General features: G+C 43.7%; 12 protein-coding genes. 3 read left to right on the plus strand and 9 right to left on the minus strand.

What is annotated here, in order from left to right; genetic code table 11:
* Positions 1-798: a type I methionyl aminopeptidase gene (map, locus tag E3D00_RS02875; RefSeq protein WP_141459778.1), complete on the minus strand. Its 798-nt coding sequence runs from the start codon at positions 796-798 to the stop codon at positions 1-3.
* Between the two features lie 85 nt (positions 799-883).
* On the minus strand, positions 884-1924 hold the full coding sequence (locus tag E3D00_RS02880; protein ID WP_141459780.1) for a D-alanyl-D-alanine carboxypeptidase family protein: 1041 nt from the start codon (positions 1922-1924) through the stop codon (positions 884-886).
* A 326-nt stretch (positions 1925-2250) separates the two neighbouring features.
* Between E3D00_RS02880 and clpS the strand changes: the two genes are divergently transcribed.
* Both clpS and clpA read left to right on the plus strand, forming a co-directional pair.
* Positions 2251-2598, plus strand: coding sequence for an ATP-dependent Clp protease adapter ClpS (clpS, locus tag E3D00_RS02885; protein ID WP_181441985.1), 348 nt, complete (start codon positions 2251-2253; stop codon positions 2596-2598).
* A gap of 127 nt (positions 2599-2725) precedes the next feature.
* The gene (gene clpA / locus E3D00_RS02890) at positions 2726-5044 is read left to right on the plus strand and encodes an ATP-dependent Clp protease ATP-binding subunit ClpA (protein ID WP_141459784.1); all 2319 of its coding nucleotides are present in this window, start codon (positions 2726-2728) and stop codon (positions 5042-5044) included.
* Positions 5045-5103: 59 nt separating this feature from the next.
* On the opposite strand, the gene E3D00_RS02895 is transcribed toward clpA, so the two are convergent.
* From E3D00_RS02895 to E3D00_RS02905, 3 genes are all read right to left on the minus strand, one after another.
* The gene (locus E3D00_RS02895; RefSeq protein WP_141459786.1) at positions 5104-5571 is read right to left on the minus strand and encodes a DUF3465 domain-containing protein; all 468 of its coding nucleotides are present in this window, start codon (positions 5569-5571) and stop codon (positions 5104-5106) included.
* A gap of 62 nt (positions 5572-5633) precedes the next feature.
* Positions 5634-6041 (minus strand): tautomerase family protein, encoded by a 408-nt coding sequence (locus E3D00_RS02900; RefSeq protein ID WP_141459787.1) that lies wholly within the window; start codon positions 6039-6041, stop codon positions 5634-5636.
* Positions 6042-6060: 19 nt separating this feature from the next.
* The gene (locus tag E3D00_RS02905; RefSeq protein ID WP_141459788.1) at positions 6061-7410 is read right to left on the minus strand and encodes an aspartate aminotransferase family protein; all 1350 of its coding nucleotides are present in this window, start codon (positions 7408-7410) and stop codon (positions 6061-6063) included.
* A 158-nt stretch (positions 7411-7568) separates the two neighbouring features.
* Here E3D00_RS02905 and E3D00_RS02910 point away from each other — a divergent pair, with 158 nt between their 5' ends.
* Positions 7569-8966, plus strand: a complete 1398-nt coding sequence (locus E3D00_RS02910; RefSeq protein WP_141459789.1) for an aminotransferase-like domain-containing protein — start codon at positions 7569-7571, stop codon at positions 8964-8966.
* Between the two features lie 10 nt (positions 8967-8976).
* Here E3D00_RS02910 and E3D00_RS02915 read toward each other — a convergent pair whose 3' ends face one another.
* From E3D00_RS02915 to E3D00_RS02930, 4 genes are all read right to left on the minus strand, one after another.
* Positions 8977-11004, minus strand: a complete 2028-nt coding sequence (locus E3D00_RS02915) for a hypothetical protein (protein ID WP_141459790.1) — start codon at positions 11002-11004, stop codon at positions 8977-8979.
* A 349-nt stretch (positions 11005-11353) separates the two neighbouring features.
* Positions 11354-14194, minus strand: a complete 2841-nt coding sequence (locus E3D00_RS02920; RefSeq protein WP_220093257.1) for a Hint domain-containing protein — start codon at positions 14192-14194, stop codon at positions 11354-11356.
* A 180-nt stretch (positions 14195-14374) separates the two neighbouring features.
* Positions 14375-17152: a Hint domain-containing protein gene (locus tag E3D00_RS02925; protein WP_141459792.1), complete on the minus strand. Its 2778-nt coding sequence runs from the start codon at positions 17150-17152 to the stop codon at positions 14375-14377.
* 126 nt (positions 17153-17278) lie between these two features.
* Positions 17279-20050, minus strand: coding sequence for a Hint domain-containing protein (locus tag E3D00_RS02930; protein ID WP_141459793.1), 2772 nt, complete (start codon positions 20048-20050; stop codon positions 17279-17281).
* Positions 20051-20432 lie beyond the last annotated feature (382 nt).

Here is a 20432-nt window from a genome sequence, read left to right on the forward strand (position 1 = left end):
CTAAGCCCCATAAGGCGGCTTGGTGTAACCTCGGGGGGACAAGGTGAAAATTTCATATCCATCCTCTGTCACACCAAGCATATGTTCAAACTGGGCTGATAATGTTCTATCGCGTGTCACCGCCGTCCATCCATCATCCAGAATTTTTACATCTGGCTTCCCAATATTTAGCATAGGCTCAATCGTAAAAACCATTCCTGGAACAAGCTTTACACCCTGCCCCGGTTTTCCGTAGTGCAAAACATTAGGAGCAGCATGAAAATCGCGGCCAATTCCGTGGCCACAGAAATCCCGCACAATCGAAAACCGATGCTTTTCAGCGTACGATTGAATAGCGTAACCCACATCGCCCAGAGTGTTTCCTGGCTTTACTTGCTCAATACCGAGCATCAAAGATTCGTACGTGGCATCAACTAGTTTTTCTGCCTTTTTCGGCACTTTCCCGACCATATACATACGGGAACTGTCACCATACCAACCATCTAAAATTGATGTTACATCTATATTAGCAACATCCCCTTCCAAGAGGCGACGCTCTCCAGGGATGCCATGACACACAACATGATTGATCGAAATGCAGCAGGACTTGGGGAAACCATGATAATTTAAAGGTGCTGGCGTCGCACCACGAGCCAATGTAAACTCATGAATGATTTTATTAAGCTCTTCTGTCGTTACCCCTGGACGGACATGATCTGTAATCATGTCTAACGTTTCAGCCGCTAATTGGCCCGCTGCCATTAAATGCTTAAAATCGTCCTTCGTATACAAAACGATCCCTTGATCCGTATCACTCATGTGTCCAGCGTGCTCCTAATCCTTTATTCGATATGATTAGAATGCGTCTGCAGCGCCAAGATCGCAAGGGATCAAATAAAGAGTTTTATCCTTTGGTACGATGCTTTGCTTTGCGATGCCCCGGAGCCAGCATACGTACCCGGCGTATAACACGCCCATAACGGCGCCCACCTACTGATGCATCTGCCACTTCCATCGGGGATCCAGCTGCCATCATCACACCTTGGTGCATGAAGCGGCCACGACGCCGGCTTGCACGCGCCATCAATGGAGCGGAATGCGTCACGACAGGATGTAAAAGAGGTTCAGCCGCCACACCTTCTGCTGCGAACCCTTGATCCAAAATTGCCGCCATTTCCATAGAGCGACGAGAGTTGCTCGACGAACCCATGACAACACCAATTAACCTTACATTTCCGCGCGCAGCAGAAGTCACAAGATTATGGCCAGCCAAATCTGTATAGCCCGTTTTTAGGCCATCTGCTCCTGCATAAATTTTAAGCATTGGATCGTGATTGGGAATCAGACGACGATGGAAATAAAATGACGGGACATCAAAATAGTGATAATATTGCGGGAAATCTGCAATCAAATGCTGGGCTAATGTTCCCAAATCACGTGCTGTTGTCACCTGGTCTGGATCTGGCAAACCTGAAGCGTTTCTAAACGTGGTATTAGACATTCCCAAAGAACGCGCCTGTTGTGTCATGAGCTGGGCGAATTGAACTTCATCACCTCCACCCAAGAATTCACCCAAAGCACAAGCCGCATCATTCGCAGATTTAGTTACAAGCGCCAATATCGCCTGCTCAACCGTGAAGCGAGTCCCGGGTACCAACCCCAATTTTGACGGAGCTTGCATAGAAGCGTGAATCGAAACAGGGATTTCCTGATCTAATGTAATCTGGTGCGCTTCCAATGCACGAAAGGCCAAATACAATGTCATTAATTTGGTTAGGGACGCAGGGTACCGCTGCAAATCTGCATCAGACTGAGATAAAACAGCCCCGGTATGAGCATCCATCACAAAACTAGAAACGTGACCAGCATACTGGGCGCGCGCAGAGCCAATACCGGCCACTGTCATCGTGCATAAAAGCAAGGCTTTACAGAAAGAATAACGCATCAATTGAGCAGCCTCTAAACAGTATGGTCTAACCAAAAAAGCTATAGATAAAAAGAATCTATAACCATATATCACTTTATTACGGCGCTTTAAATTGCACCTACTCACATCGTTTCCTAGAATTTGCTTAATTTTTCGTAAGCATTACACTTATTTGGTATGGCACCATGTCAATAAAATGGCAGAATCTGATGAAAACTTTCTTTTTCCCTCTTCTCAACTCTCTTTACGCATCCCATATCGTATAAGTCATGTCTTCCACCTCCCTTTTTTCAACCCCTCATAACCAGCTTAACTTGGATTCTAACCATAGAAGTCCCTTCATCATGGGGCCCGATATGAGCGAACCCAAAAAACCATACCCACCCGAAGATGAAGATCTGGAGATCAGCGTCGTCGTACGGCCTCGTCCAAAGACTCGTAAACCGTCTATGTACAAGGTTTTAATGTTAAATGATGACTACACTCCGATGGAATTTGTGGTGCATGTTCTGGAACGCTTCTTTTCAAAAAACCGTGAAGAAGCAACAACGATCATGCTACATGTCCATCAGAGAGGCGTAGGAGTGTGTGGTGTTTTCACGTATGAAGTAGCAGAAAGCAAGGTTGCTCAAGCTATGGATCTGGCTCGTCAGAACCAACACCCTTTACAATGTACGATCGAAAAAGCCTGATTTCCTGCCTCTGAAAAATGCAGATCAATATTATTTATTTTTAACACTGCATTTCTCACTAGCGTTACGTTCTTCATCAGGACAAGATACCTCTTCATTATAAGAGGTCGAGAGGAGCGCTATTACTATGCTGTCCCGTACGCTCGAACAAACGCTTCACCGCGCACTTACTTTTGCGGCGGATCGACACCATGAATATGCCACACTAGAGCACCTGTTGCTTGCTCTGACGGAAGATGCAGATACACTGACTGTTTTCCGCGCCTGTGGCATTGATCTAGATAAATTACAATCTGACCTAACAGAATTTCTTGATAAAGATCTGGCTGGCTTAGCTTCAGACCGTCCGACTGAACCCAAACCCACAGCGGCTTTTCAACGCGTGATCCAACGCGCTGCCATTCATGTCCAAAGTACTGGGCGTGATGAAGTAACGGGCGCTAATGTTCTTGTCGCACTGTTTGCAGAACGTGAAAGCCACGCCGTCTATTTCTTGCAGTTGCAAGATATGACGCGCCTTGATGCCGTCAATTTCATCTCTCACGGCATTGCAAAAGCCCCAGATCGGGGAGCGGCACGCAAAGCGAGCACAGCCTCATCTTCAGAAACACCTGATCATGAGGAGCCTTCCAAAGAGCCTCCCAAAGACGGCGCTCTTGCCAGCTATTGCGTCAATCTGAATGAACGTGCCCGTGAAGGACGCATAGACCCTCTGATTGGACGTCAGCATGAGATCGAACGTACCATTCAGATTCTATGCCGCCGCACCAAAAATAACCCCCTCTATGTAGGGGATCCAGGTGTCGGCAAAACAGCAATAGCTGAAGGATTGGCAAAGCGTATTATCGATAAAGATGTTCCTGAAGTCTTGCAGGAATCAACCATCTTTTCGTTAGATATGGGATCGCTTCTTGCAGGGACCCGCTATCGGGGGGACTTTGAAGAACGCCTCAAAGCCGTTGTCGCTGAGCTCGAACAAACACCCGGATCGATTCTTTTCGTTGATGAGATTCACACAATCATTGGTGCAGGCTCAACTTCAGGAGGGTCGATGGATGCATCTAACCTTCTAAAACCCGCTCTAGCAGCTGGGACCCTCCACTGCATTGGCTCAACAACTTACAAAGAGTTTCGTCAGCACTTTGAAAAAGACCGGGCGCTTGTTCGTCGTTTCCAAAAAATTGACGTACCAGAACCTTCCGTTGAAGATGCCATCAAAATTCTACGTGGGTTAAAAGGAAGTTACGAAAAACATCATAAAGTTCGGTATACAGACGAAGCCATCCGTGGCGCCGTCGAATTAGCCGCCAAATATGTGCATGATCGTAAACTTCCCGATAAAGCCATCGACGTTATTGATGAGGTTGGTGCAGCCCGTATGCTCCTCCCAGAAAGCAAACGCCGTAAAACAGTGACGTTAAAAGATGTGGAAGATGCAATTTCCAAGATTGCGCGTATCCCTCCCAAAAGCGTTTCTGCAGATGACCGTGAAACATTGCGCCATCTTGAAAGAGATTTACGCAATATGGTCTTTGGTCAGGATAAGGCGATTGAAGCACTTGCGGCAGCCATTAAACTTTCTCGTGCAGGCCTAAGAGAAGCTGAAAAGCCAATTGGCAATTATCTGTTTTCCGGCCCAACTGGCGTTGGAAAAACAGAGGTGGCCCGCCAATTAGCTTCTTCTTTAGGGATTGAGCTTATCCGCTTTGATATGTCCGAATATATGGAGCGCCACTCCATATCTCGTTTAATTGGTGCTCCACCAGGGTATGTCGGGTTCGATCAGGGTGGTCTTTTAACTGATGCCATTGACCAGCATCCACATGCGGTTTTGCTGTTAGATGAAATCGAAAAAGCTCATCCAGACCTTTATAACGTTTTACTCCAAGTCATGGATCATGGGCGTTTAACGGATCATAATGGAAAAGTTGTCGATTTCCGCAATGTTATCCTCATTATGACAACCAATGCAGGCGCTGCTGACCTTTCAAAAGAGGCCATTGGCTTTGCACGTTCCGACCGAGAGGGAGAAGATGAGGATGCAATTAAACGCGCCTTTACTCCTGAATTCCGAAACCGCCTTGATGCGATCATACCATTTGCTAACCTGACGCCAGACATCGTTGGTCGTGTTGTTGAAAAATTCATTCTTCAACTCGAAGCACAACTTGCTGACCGTCATGTTATCATTGAGATCTCATCAGCTGCGAAGGAATGGCTGGCTGAAAAAGGATATGATCGTCTTTATGGCGCACGTCCACTAGGCCGTGTGATCCAAGAACACATCAAAAAGCCTCTGGCTGAAGAACTGCTCTTTGGTCGCTTAGCCAAAGGTGGCGCTGTTAAAATCGGCTTAAAAAACAAGGCGCTGGATTTCAAAATCATTGAAGGAACCAGCCCCTCTGATAATAACAGCACCAAGAAAAAGAATGTTGCGACAAGCTAGCATTCTATAACTTTGCAACAAAAAGGGTCCGCCAACATTTTGCGGACCCTTTTTTATTTTTACTCGTAATGTGTTCCATTCACGACAACATAACCCGGCCATTGCCATTTGCGGCTGCTGCCATGATGCGTCCAATCAATGCCTTGGCTACGCAAGTTGTCGTAATAATAGCGCCCTTCAATCTCAGCATTATCGCCTTTATTAACCCAAGGCCACCGAGGAGCATTCATTTCATCTAGGTCAGAAACAATTCGAATCGATACCCCTTGGCCAACATCAACATAAAAATAGCCATGCCAACCACTCCGTGTTCTCTTTGCACGAGGCGCAACGGCTATCACTTTTCCACAAATATGCTCTGGTAGGTCAATTTTAGTTGGACCATTTTGCTCAAAACTTTGTTGATCAGACAGAAATTTTGAATTGTCACAACTTGCAGGCATTGATGCGCTCGATTGAGCCATAGCACCGGATAAGGGTGCACTTAACAATGCAAATGCAAAAAAAGAACGAGTTAAAAATCGCATAAAAGCCCTCCTCATATTTTGAGATCTACTTTTATGCGATGAAATATCAATTATCTCAATTCTTAACTCTTTTTAGGCAAAGGCAGCTCACCGGTGAGAAACTGAGCGCGCCCCAAACCAAAAGACCAATGTGCATCACCATTCTCGACAACAGATATCATAACGTCTGATGGCGAAATTCCACATTTCTGCTCAAGCCGCTCTACCAATAGGCGATAAAAAAGCTGATTGGCTTCCTCCCCTCTCGGGCGACTAAACACCTGAAGCAGAACAACATTTTTTGTCCGAGGAATCCCTAATCCTGTGTCCTCAACAATCATGTGGGACGGTTTATGCTCCGAAACAATCTGATACCGATCCCCCGGAGGAACCTGAAAAGCCTCCAGCATTGCTTCATGCGCAGCGTCTAATAGAGTTTTAATCTCTTGCTCAGAACGCCCTTCATATACATGAAAATGTAATAATGGCATTTTTTAATCCTTTCTGCGGTCAACCAAGTTTCTGCAAAATATGACGAATCTTCATCATCATTTCCTGTATCTGCGCAGGAGTTGAAATAAAGGGAGGGCCAAAAGCAATCGTATCTCCTACACATCGGAGCAGCAGGCCATTTTCCAACCCTTCATTAAAGACGGCCATACCCTTTGCTCCAGGCTTTCCCTCAACAGGCAAAAGGTCAATCGCAGCACTCAAACCGATATTACGGATATCAAGAACGCCCGGCAGATCTCGTAAATCATGGACGGCTTCTTGCAAAACAGGCTCTAACGCTTTCACGCGCTCAACAAGATTTTCTTGTTCCATAATATCCAACACAACATGCGCTACCGCCGTCGCCATCGGATGACCGGAGTATGTGTAACCATGAGCAAACTCGATAGCGCTCTCTGGACCGGACATAAATGTATTATAAATTTCATCACTAATGAGAACGCCACCCATCGGGATCACCCCATTTGTAATCGCCTTGGCAAACGTAATCATATCAGGCTTTACATCGAAGCGTTGGGCTGCAAAATTTTCCCCCAAACGCCCAAAGCCCGTAATCACCTCATCAAAAATCAATAAAATTCCGTGCCGAGTACAGATCTCTCGAAGTTTTTGTAAATACCCAATCGGGGGAACAATTACACCTGTTGAACCCTGAACCGGCTCAACAATCACTGCTGCAATTGTTGAAGCATCATGTAGCCCGATAAGACGTTCTAAATCCTGAGCTTGCTCAATGCCCCACTCGGGCTGTCCTGCTGTGAAAGCCGTTTTTTCACGATTATACGTATGCTGAATATGATCCACACCCGGAATCATCCCAGATGCAAACATTTTACGGTTGGGAACAATCCCTCCAACCGACATGCCTCCGAATCCAACTCCATGATAGCCACGCTCACGGCCAATCATACGAAAGCGTTGTCCCTCTCCTTTTAACCTATGATAACCTAAGGCTAGTTTAAGAGCTGTATCAACGGCTTCAGAACCAGAATTTGTAAAGAAAACATGCTCTAAGCCATCGGGAGCTTTTTGAGCAATCCGAGCGGATAAACGTACAGTTTCAGGATTAATCATCTGAAACGTCGTTGCATAATCCAATGTTTCGGCTTGTTTTTTTAGGGCTTCAGCAATCTTGAAGTGACCATGTCCTAAAGGGGTGCACCACAACCCGGAAAGCGTATCAAACAGAGCCTCACCGTTTATTGTTTGGTAATAAGCACCTTTTGCCGAAACAATCATGCGAGGCTCAGGATTTGCTTTTACAAGCCTATTTGCCGTGAACGGGAACCAATACGTTCCTTTTTTGATGGTCGCGACATAGTCAAATTCATTTTTTATCTGCGACATCTATCTGATCTCTCTTCTAGAATGCTTTTTATAATGTGAGCCCGAAAAATAAATCAGACACGCATTCGTTATTATCTCGATGTCGTATTGAAATGTATATATACACTTCCAGCTAATTATATCGATACTGATATACTCATTTTAATAGAGCAATTTTCATGATCACTCTTAATCCTGCTCTTTCGACACCAATCGTTCAGCAAATATTTAATGAAATTCAAACAAAAATCACTCAAGGCGATTGGGTACCAAAAAGTAAACTTCCATCCATTCGGCGGCTTGCTCAGGAGTTACACGTTAGTTTTCTAACCGTATCCAATGCCTACAATCGGTTAGTGGCCGAAGGGTTAATCGAAGCGCATAAAGGAAGCGGGTTTTATGTCACGTATCGGGATAATAACTCGCCAATAGTCTTACCCCAACAGCCTCTTCCTTACCCCTCAATTGATGCTTTGTGGATGTTACAAAGCGCCTTTGAGATCAATCCTCACGTTATTCAGGCTGGCAGTGGATGGCTCAATAAAGACTATCTATTTAGCAGCAGTATCAAAAATGCCTTCTCAAACTTATCTCGACGCCAAGATACCTCTATCCTCGAATATGGAAACCCATATGGATATAAGGCTTTACGCGAGAGTATTCGCCACATACTCCATCAGCAAAATATAGACTGCGATATTTCTTCAATTATTCTCACTCATGGTGCCAGTCAGGCTTTAGAACTCTCAATTCGTAGTTTAACTCAGCCGGGAGATCACGTTTTAGTTGAGGACCCAGGATATTGTAACCTTTTCCCGCTCCTTACTACTTTACACTTATCTGCACATGCCGTCCCCCGATTAAAAGATGGCCCAGACCTCGAGCATTTAGAAAAATTAATTGCAACTCAAAATCCCAAAGCCTTCATTATTAATACACGCTTACAAAACCCAACCGGGACAAATTGCAGCCGCTCAACAATTCAGCAACTCTTACGCTTAGCAGAGCGGTATAACCTTACCCTCATTGAAGATGATATTTTTGGTGGCCTGTCTGACAACACCACACCTACCCTGTCCTCATTTGGAGGGCTTAAGCATGTCATTTATATTGGCAGTTTCTCTAAAACAATTGCCCCGGGGCTACGCGTTGGCTTTATGGCTTGTTCACCTCAGCATGTTCAACGCATTGTACATCTTAAAATGTCTTATAATCTTACCAGCAGCAATATCAACGAAGCCATCGTTCAATATATTCTCTCAGAAGGGAGATATCGTCTGCATATCCAGAAAATCAAAGAAAAACTTAGTGTCGTCAGAGAGAAGACAGCACAAGAATTGAAAAAAAACGGTTTGGAACTCTTTACTTACCCTGCTGGAGGTATGTTCCTTTGGGCTAAGTTCAGCAACAAAAATATTGATCCGTTAGAAATTACAAAAACGGCATCCAAAAAAAATATTATGCTCGCACCCGGGTGTTTCTTCAGACCCAACCAAGCCAACTCTCCTTGGATGCGATTTAATATAACACAAATGAACCATGCAGGTGTTTATCACTTCCTAAACACCTGCTCTTAAACTCAAAGGCTCATTTTCTTTTTAACTTATTACTAACCTTGCGTCTCAGAACACGTTTGGCCCGTAACCATGTCACTTTTACACCAACGTCTTTTATCGAAATAACACCTAGTCGTGCATAGTCTTTCCATGTCGGCTGATGTGTCATTTGCGCAAAGTGACCTCCGCCTGTTCTCCAGAACGTACCGATCGTTGCAAATCCAGAAGCTCCAAGCTCACGATTATGCGGTAATGCACTAATATTATTGTATTCGTATGGCGTTGGTGTATTTACCAATGCATCAAAGAGAATAAATAATGCTTCCCGCATCTCAGAAACGGTAACGATATCAATCAGTGGCTTAACGTATTCTGCAAAATCACAAATCTGGTCTTGCATTCTATCAATGAAAGCACTTCTTACAATGTCATACTGGCGTGCTTGCTCAATATAAACAGGCGATACACCGTTCTTTTCCTGAGCATTTTCTTCAAAGTGAGAAACTTGTAAGTTATTAGAGGCAAAAGGTAGCTCTAATAACTCCACCCCTTGTTCAACAATACTCACCCAACCAGAATGGTCACCTTTATGGAACAAGAAATCCCTAATTTGATCATGCATGTAAGCATGTTCTAAAGAGCCAATATAATATCCACGGAATTTACTACCGAGCATCCTCTCTGTACGACGCTGAGAAGACAATGCCCAACCACAATCCACAAAAGCATCTTTCTTGGGATCAAACCCTTCAGACTGCATGTACTGCGTATAAGCATTTTTCTCAGCAAGAGCGATTTTCTTCAAATGGTTCTTACTGTCTCTTAATGCCCGTAAGGCAGCTAAATTCTTTACTGGCGTATCAATTTTCATTTCGATGGAAATGAATTTCTTAATATATTCCAATAAAGTGTCTGTTTCCTTACCCAAACTCAACCGCTCAATGCACTCCTTCATGGTTGAAGATGTGCTTGTATTGAGCAATGAGGTAATTTCTTTTTCAAAATCCACATAAATCGCAGGTAACATCGTTAACCGCCGTGAACTTTGCATTACTTGTGCACGATCAGGGTCGAAACCAAGTAAATCCCACACTTTCTTAATAATATACCCATCGCGTGTGGCTAAACGCAAACAATCTACATTTTCTAATTTCTGTATCAATTGAAGCCATATAATAAACCCAACAACAAGAGGGCCTCCATACATAGCCCCAAACTGCTCTGGAATTGATGCTGTCGGTTTTTTAGCTTTAAACTGCGCTATATACGCAGCAACGATTGAAGAAAATAAATTTCGTTCACTTCCCTTGCGCTCCATATAAGAACTCGAAAGCTTATGAATGGCTGTCTGGTTATACCGACAATCGCTCCATAGTTGCTCTCGTAAAGAAGATATAAAGCAACCTGCCACCCCTTTCTCAAGAGCAACAGAAACATCTGAATGAAAATTATCTCCAAAATGAACAATTTTCTTCAATGAAACATTTAATTTCTTTGCAACGTCCTCATATAAACCACCCTCATGCTTCGATGATTTATAATCAGAAGAAACAAAAATTTTCTTAATGTTATATCCCTCTTTTTCCAAGAAGGACCGAACATGCTCCTCTGACAAATACATGTCTGAGACAGCTATAACCGTTTTCCCTAACTCTAGGGCCTTTTCATAAACACCTTTAACAATAGGCGATGCTTTTAAAACACTTTTTTCAATCTCTAACTCTGCTGCAACAAATTTTTCTATATCGCGCTTTGTAAATTTTTTCCCTTTAATCGAAAACTGTTTATATATGTCGTATATATTAACTTCGTGGGTTTCGTGTTTTTCCCATGATAAAGATCGCGCCTTATGCTCGGCCTGAATCCGCGCTTCCGCAAACCCTAAAATATTCAATTTTCTTTCGATAATCGTAAAAACATCCGTCGGATCAGCCACAGTACGGATGAGAAGAGTATCAAAAACATCGAAAGAAACTACTTCCGCTTGTTTTAAAATGCTCAAAAAATAATCAGGTATGTCTTGCCTAGAGTCTGCTTTGCTACTTGAATTATATGACATCCCTGACCTCATCTTCTGAATTTTCAAATAATAATTTACTCTATAATGCTTTAAAAGTATTTTTGTTTCTTTTATCATTTTTGATAAAAGATAACGCTAAAACTCATTCCGCTACAGGGCTTTCACCTGCTGCCTGAATTTTTTAGGGGGAGGGGGGGAGTGCAAAAAATTCAGTCTCTCGGTCTTTCCCGAGCGTCATCACTACAACTGAAGACGGCTATTTCCTCAGCTTTGTTATATGTATCATTTATAACTGATATAACAACCCACAAAATAAATTATATTTTCTTTTTTGATAACCAACCATTAACTTACCCCCCCTTTAATTATTATGAGTTCCTTAATTTTTTTAAGCGATTTTAACGCTTGGATTTGGAGAATTATCCTCTCTTGAAGTGAGGTAAGGCCCGGCTGCGATGACTTGGATACTCAGCAGTCCTCCTTGTTTGAGGTCTTCAGGAGTAATAGGCAACATGGCCGCACCTTGCGTCCACCGATAAGATGCACTCTCAAGTTCCGCCCAGCCCCACAAATCCGCTGCCGTATGATGTCCCGTAATCCGATCTGTGCCCGCCGCATGGAAAAAGTCCATCGCGCCGATCAAAACACCAAGCTCTCGACGGTCATCAACAAACGGACCAATGACCTCACTCGGACGGCTCGTCCGCGACAGGATCTGAACCGATTGTGTTCCTTGAGGGATCAAGAACAATTCACGTCCATTCAATGAGCGCTTGCGCGACAAGATCGTCCCGTCATTCGTCAAGAGCCTCAGATCAGGATCCGTCGTCAGGCTCTCATCATCTCCCCTATGGTCCACACAGCCCAAAACATGCGCACGCGCTTCAAACTCACGATACAGAGGTTCTACGGCCTCACGTTCAACGAGTAGCGGTGCAGCCGCATCCTGCTCCCATGAGCCAACCCCGCTCCTGAGCGAGACCACATTCCCCTGCTCCTCAAACGTGCTCCGATTACCCGTATCCAGATAACTCTCTGTCAGAACATCATTCGCCATCAGAATAGAATGTTCCGCTGTCTCAATATGGAAGTAATCATAATCCGTCAGCGTGCGATCATAGAAAATGCTGCGATGGTTCACCAGCATCCGGGCAGGAACAAAACCGCCATTCAGATACAGGCAATGTTCCGGTGTTACCACCAGATCCTCCCGAGGCAGCCCTGCCCCAAGTGCATCTTTTACGATCCGAACGGGATAACCCGCCTGATCCTCAGGACGGCTTGCATCCACAACCATACGCTTACGACCAACCCAGATCACAGGAACCGTTCGGTATGTCTGGGTCTCAGGGCAAAGCGTTACAACCTCATCCCCAATCTCAATCGACTCAACAGCCTTCTCGCCCGAGCCTAAGCGGATCTTACTCCCCTTCACAAAGCAAGCGGCAATATTTTCACGCGCATCTAAGCTTTCAATATTGTCGAAGTCTTCAAAGCCATCTCGCAAATTAAGTGTTTGAGTTGGAGGCCATGGATAGCCCGCATTTTTAACGCCAACAATATTGAGAGTAATTTCTCGCCCTGACTTTAACTGCAATCGAACCTGATCTGTGGTAGGATAGCTCAACGAGCGTATATCAGACGATTTTACACCTGCGATATTAAACCCATTCAAGTAATTTTTACTTTTACTCGGGAACGCATTAATAACTGTTGTTAATACTCCACCCGAAGCAAGTCCTGAAACCGTTAATCCAGTATTTCCATCTCCATAATAATCAATCGTTCCGCCCGCTGTAGGGCCAATCACACCAGAAGCCCCATTTTTCAATACCACCGTTCCTGAAATACTGCCCCCATTCTGGACAGTTAAAACACTTTCATTATCAAAAGTAGCATTGAACAGGTTTCCGCCTCTTAAAACTGTTATTTCACTTTTATATTCTAAGTAACCTGATCTTCTATCCCCGTTAAAGGCACCGGATACATAAACATCTTTATGCTGCGCTCCAGAGTAAATTTTTTCATTACCCATTAGAATGCCGCCAGATATCATCCCGTTATTTGCAAAGTCTTCTCTCAACTCTGCTTTAGGACTTGCTAGTATTACCCCACCGGTTACAACAGTTGCAGAATCAACAATGCCTCCTGCAGATACTTCTAGCCTTCCACCAGACGAAATAATAGTTCCGTTTGCGTGTCCTTTGCCTTCTACACTAACCCTGCCCCCTGAGGAAATATTTTGCCATGTTGCTATCCCCCCCGAACGTACGGTAACAACACCACCCAATATTTTATTTGAAACTGCATTCCCTTCAGAGGAAACAACAATATTTGCACCTTTCGAAATTATATTATTCTCTACTGTACCAGAAGAGGTTATATTAATAGTAGAAGATGCAATATTATTTTCAACAATATATCCATTATCCCCAATATCAATTACTTGATTAACAATATCCTGACCTGAAATTATTTTACCGCCACTTTTTTGTACGCTAGAGAAAAAATCATTGGCATTTATAGTAGATGATGAAACCGTAACCGCAGCCGTTCGACCGCCAGCATTCTCATATGTAAAATCAGTCCATTTCGATTGGACAGAGTTTTTTCTTACATTTTCATCCCAAAAGATAGCCTGTGAAATATAAGGTCTATTCGTATAAATACTTTGTTGAATAGGCTGAAAAGAGCCATCTGTTGACGAAACGATAAAATTCCATTTCCAAAGTTGACGAGTATGATTTACATAATAAGGTGTTCTTCCTTCTATCTTGTTGTAATAACCCGGTAGAAAAATAACTTTTCCATCCAGCTCTACTGAGTATTTTATTGGCTTATTATAGTTAAAATTAACTGAGCTTAAATCAACATATTGAGGAATACTATTTTGCATCTTATCCATATCAAATGGATTATTTTGTTGATAGCCATTATAATTAGTATCTGAACTTACCAAACCTCCCCAATTAATATGCCACGCCTGTGCTCCATGCACCTGTAATCCGCCATGCACCCCTGTATCCACCCAAGGGGCCCAAAGAAAATTGACTTGAAGAGCAAAGAAATCCAAGCCCTCCTCTTCTGACTTCCCAATGGAAGTCGTTACACCAACTCTCGTAACGCCCGAAGTAGGAGAGAAATTAGGGTCTACCATAAAATTAAACCAAGGACTTGACGTCGTTCCTTGATTCAAAAGATATGGTCCAGGAAGAATTTTTTTTGTCATATTGTAACAATACATGTCTTAATAAAAAAATCAACTTCCCTTGAAATTTTAAGTAAATACTCGTGTTTATTTTATAATCACTTATTTTGAGAAGAATACCCCAAGAAAATATATGATTGCCGTCTATTTCAACCACGAAACAAGACGGCAATGTTTACCTTATACTAACTTTTAATTTTTTTAAGCGATTTTAACGCTTGGATTTGGAGAATTATCCTCTCTTGAAGTGAGGTAAGGCCCGGCTGCGATGACTTGGATACTCAGCAGTCCTCCTTGTTTGAGGTCTTCAGGAGTAATAGGCAACATGGCCGCACCTTGCGTCCACCGATAAGATGCACTCTCAAGTTCCGCCCAGCCCCACAAATCCGCTGCCGTATGATGTCCCGTAATCCGATCTGTGCCCGCCGCATGGAAAAAGTCCATCGCGCCGATCAAAACACCAAGCTCTCGACGGTCATCAACAAACGGACCAATGACCTCACTCGGACGGCTCGTCCGCGACAGGATCTGAACCGATTGTGTTCCTTGAGGGATCAAGAACAATTCACGTCCATTCAATGAGCGCTTGCGCGACAAGATCGTCCCGTCATTCGTCAAGAGCCTCAGATCAGGATCCGTCGTCAGGCTCTCATCATCTCCCCTATGGTCCACACAGCCCAAAACATGCGCACGCGCTTCAAACTCACGATACAGAGGTTCTACGGCCTCACGTTCAACGAGTAGCGGTGCAGCCGCATCCTGCTCCCATGAGCCAACCCCGCTCCTGAGCGAGACCACATTCCCCTGCTCCTCAAACGTGCTCCGATTACCCGTATCCAGATAACTCTCTGTCAGAACATCATTCGCCATCAGAATAGAATGTTCCGCTGTCTCAATATGGAAGTAATCATAATCCGTCAGCGTGCGATCATAGAAAATGCTGCGATGGTTCACCAGCATCCGGGCAGGAACAAAACCGCCATTCAGATACAGGCAATGTTCCGGTGTTACCACCAGATCCTCCCGAGGCAGCCCTGCCCCAAGTGCATCTTTTACGATCCGAACGGGATAACCCGCCTGATCCTCAGGACGGCTTGCATCCACAACCATACGCTTACGACCAACCCAGATCACAGGAACCGTTCGGTATGTCTGGCTCTCAGGGCAAAGTGTTACAACCTCATCCCCAATCTCAATCGACTCAACAGCCTTCTCGCCCGAGCCTAAGCGGATCTTACTCCCCTTCACAAAGCAGGTCTCATAAAGCAAGCCGTTCTGCGGGCTATCTGCTAGTCGGTAACCAACACTGCGAACACCATCAATGTTCATCACAATTGATCGGCCAGACTTTAACATCAACTGGACCTGATCTGCCGTCGGATAACTAACAGACCTTACATCACTCGGCTTAACCCCTAATAACTCAACCCTGTCTGGACGAGAGGTATCCGTCCCAGGGAACCCTTTAATACGGGTCGTCACAACTCCACCTGATGTCAACCCAGAAATAGTTAGGCCTTTACTATCTGCCCCATCTAATTGGATCACCCCTCCCGCAGAAGGTCCTATTATAACCTTACCATCGTGCTTTAAAAGTATACTCCCGGAAATTACCCCTCCACTTTGAACGGTTAACTCGCCGAACTCATCAACCGTTGCATCCCGAACAGCACCGCCACTTTGAACAATCACTCGAGCACTAACGTAAGAAGCAAACTCATCTGCTGCTCCATAATCACCAGAAATTAAAACATTCCTGTGAACCGCACCCGAATAAACCGTTTCTGTTTGTCGTAAAATACCACCTGATATTTGACCAAAATTCGTTATAACCCCTCGAATTTGCACGTTAGAAGCAATCGAAACATTTGCTCCTTGAGCAACAGTCATTTTTTCAATAATACTACCACTTTGCGCTTCCACCTTTCCCCCGGAGGAAACAGTGAGCCCATTTAATAATCCTCCACTTTGAGCAACAATACGCCCGCCGGAAGATACCTCCTCCCAAGTCGCATCCCCTCCCGATAAAACCGTAATCTGACCGCCTTTGATTTTATCTGAAACCGCAACGCCACCAGCAGAGACAATAACATTAGCGCCTTTTGAAATAATATTATTTTCAAATGTTCCACCAGAGGAAACATAGGTTAATGCCGATGAAACATTGTTATTTACAATATAACCTCCACTACCAACCGTTAATGACCCTGAATTAATATTTTTTCCAGAAGTAACTTTACCACCGCTACTTTCAACATTTTGAAAATATTCATCTGCTTTAATAGTAGATGAAGATACAATTACATTGCTTACTCTATCCGTATCTGTTTCATACGTAAAATCAGTCCATTTTGAGTTTCCATAATTTGTCTGAAAATTTTCATCCCAAAAGGTCGTCTGCGTTATATAAGGAGAACTCGTATAAAAATATTGAGTAATAGGTTTAAAAGAGCCGTCGGTTGACGAAACCGTAAATCCCCATCGCCACATACGGCGAGTATGATTAACATAATATGCTTTTCTATCTTGAATGGGAGTATAATATCCAGGTAGAAAATCAACTGCACCTGATCGCTCAACTGTATAAACTAACGTATTATTCGCATTGAATTTCTTTTGATTTAATCCATCCTCATCAATAAACTGCGGGATAGTATTTTGAATTTTATCTATATCAAATGGATTATCATCTACATAACCATCACTTCGATCCGTACCGACAAGGCCACCCCAGTTTATTCTATATAGAGAAGATCCCCAAAACTGCACGCCACCATGTGCCCATTCTGCTGACCATGGATATTCACTAAAAGTTACCTGTAAACCAAAGAAATCTAAATCATTCTCATCCTTAACGTCTTTAATTAAAACGTTAACGCTTACCTTTGTAACTTGTTGACTAGGATAAAAAAGAGGATGTGGTCCTGACGTTTTACCTTTTGTAAGATTATACGGTCCAGGAAGAACAGTTTTTGTCATCTACCAATCAGCCTCTCGTTACATCACAAATTAGTGTTCTCATCTGATTGGCATTGTTACAGAGGTCAATTAATATTGCATTACATATTGAAACGCTCTGTATCAAAATAATACAGAGCGTTTCCTTTATATCGCTATAGTATAGCCTAAACTATCCCGAGTATCAGACTTTTCTAGGACATAAGGCCCGGCTGCGATGACTTGGATACTCAGCAGTCCTCCTTGTTTGAGGTCTTCAGGAGTAATAGGCAACATGGCCGCACCTTGCGTCCACCGATAAGATGCACTCTCAAGTTCCGCCCAGCCCCACAAATCCGCTGCCGTATGATGTCCCGTAATCCGATCTGTGCCCGTCGCATGGAAAAAGTCCATCGCGCCGATCAAAACACCAAGCTCTCGACGGTCATCAACAAACGGACCAATGACCTCACTCGGACGGCTCGTCCGCGACAGGATCTGAACCGATTGTGTTCCTTGAGGGATCAAGAACAATTCACGTCCATTCAATGAGCGCTTGCGCGACAAGATCGTCCCGTCATTCGTCAAGAGCCTCAGATCAGGATCCGTCGTCAGGCTCTCATCATCTCCCCTATGGTCCACACAGCCCAAAACATGCGCACGCGCTTCAAACTCACGATACAGAGGTTCTACGGCCTCACGTTCAACGAGTAGCGGTGCAGCCGCATCCTGCTCCCATGAGCCAACCCCGCTCCTGAGCGAGACCACATTCCCCTGCTCCTCAAACGTGCTCCGATTACCCGTATCCAGATAACTCTCTGTCAGAACATCATTCGCCATCAGAATAGAATGTTCCGCTGTCTCAATATGGAAGTAATCATAATCCGTCAGCGTGCGATCATAGAAAATGCTGCGATGGTTCACCAGCATCCGGGCAGGAACAAAACCGCCATTCAGATACAGGCAATGTTCCGGTGTTACCACCAGATCCTCCCGAGGTAGCCCTGCCCCAAGTGCATCTTTTACGATCCGAACGGGATAACCCACCTGATCCTCAGGGCGGCTTGCATCCACAACCATACGCTTACGACCAACCCAGATCACTGGAACCGTACGGTATGTCTGGCTCTCAGGGCAAAGTGTTACAACCTCATCCCCAATCTCAATCGACTCAACAGCCTTCTCGCCCGAGCCTAAGCGGATCTTACTCCCCCTCACAAAGCAGGTCTCATAAAGCAAGCCGTTCTGCGGGCTATCTGCTAGTCGGTAACCAACACTGCGAACACCATCAATGTTCATCACAATTGATCGGCCAGACTTTAACAACAACTGAACCTGATCTGCTGTCGGATAACTAACAGACCTTACATCACTCGGCTTAACCCCTAATAACTCAATCTTATCTTGTGATTGATCACCACTTCTTATGAAACCTTTAATTTGGGTTGTAACAACCCCACCAGAAGTCAGACCAGAAATTGTAAGATTATTACTATCAGAACTATAAAGGTTTATTTGCCCACCAGCAGATGGACCAATAACAGCAGACCCTCCGAGAGCCAAAGTAGCGACACCCTCTATTATGCCGCCACCTTGAACCGTTAATACCCCATACCTATCAACCCAAACGCTGGAAATTATTCCCCCTTTTTGAACTAAAATTTCAGAGGGAAAATCTTTGCTAACACCACGTATCCACGCACCATCATGCCGTCCTCCAGAGTAAATGGTCTCTTGCCCGTTCAAAACTCCGCCAGAGATTCTTCCAAAGTTTACATAAGTTCCTCTTATGTAGGCATACGGGTCTGCTTTAAAAACTCCTCCCTTAATAACAGTCGCGCTATCAACAATGGCATTATACGCAAGATTTAAAACACCCCCAGAAGACACTGTAAGCGCATTACCTCGGCCGCCGTCATTAATATTAACAACTCCTCCTGAAGAAATATGCTCCCATGTTGCCTGTCCTTTAGAAAGGACCGTTACTGTTCCTCCATTAATTTTGTCAGAAACAGCATTTCCTCCACCAGAAACAACAACATTTGCTCCTTGAGAAAATCTGTTATCCTCTACCGTTCCACCCGACAAAACAGTTATATTTGCAGACGAAACGTCATTATTTACAATATATCCACTAGACCCGATCTCAGTACTTCCTGAAGAAATACTCTGCCCTGAAATAACCTGCCCACCATAAGACTTGACTTCAGCAAAAAAAGAGTCTGGATTTATTGTGGAAGAGGAAACAATATTATTAGCGTTAGAGTCTGTATCGCTTTCGTATGTATAATTAGTCCATTCTGACTTAACGTAATCAGGGTTTGGCTTAAGATTTTCATCCCAAAATACAGAACTTCTTATATTAGAAGCATTTACATACACTTCCTGCTTTATTGGACCAAAAGAACCGTCAGTTGATGAAACAGTAAAGGTCCACCGCCACATACGACGTATATGATTTACGTAATAAGGAGCACGACCATATATTGTTGTGTAATAACCAGGAAGAAAAGTAACTAATCCTGCTCGTTCAACAGTATATGTGATAGGGCTGTTATAGTTAAACTTTAAATCTTTTAACTGATCAGCCTCTAAATATTGTTTAGGGCTGGCATTCTGCAGTTTGTCAATATCAAATGGATTATTTTGTGTATATCCATTTGCATTTGTATCTGTTGCAACCACTCCACCCCAATTAATCCTATAGGGGTCAGGACTATCTTTAACTTGTAAACCACCATGCACATATGGATTAGACCAGTAGTAATTACCGAAATCCACTTGCAAGGCCCAAAAATCAAACCCAGGATCATTCGGTTTCGGGATACTCGCCGTTACACTAACCTTGGTAATATTTTGATAAGGATAATAATAAATATAGGGGCCGCCAGTTTGCCCCTCTTGAAGAACATATGGCCCCGGCAATATCGTTTTTGTCATAGCCCCCCCTCTAATCTAAATTGATTAATATCAAATATTAATTGTAAAGTCTTGTTTTAGTTCAATTAAAAAAATCGAAAAGACTTATAGATTATTTTTCTTTTTCGTTTTTCAATAAATTGAAAAAGAAAAACAACCCAAGGAAATAGACTCTGTTGCAAAGTTAGGGGAGAACACCAGATATCCCCGTTTCTTAATATGTTAGAAGGGATAAATTCTGAGGGGCGCTGTCACATTAACTCAAGCGTGTTAGGTAACTAATATGAATACCCCTACAATAAGTTACAACGGTACGTTTCCAGGGTGAACTAATGCGCTGAAAACAGGTATTTACCGTTGCGAAAACGGATCATACAGAAATTCCGTTCTTCCAGCAAATGTC

This window comes from Swingsia samuiensis (genome assembly GCF_006542355.1).
GTDB lineage: Bacteria > Pseudomonadota > Alphaproteobacteria > Acetobacterales > Acetobacteraceae > Gluconobacter > Gluconobacter samuiensis.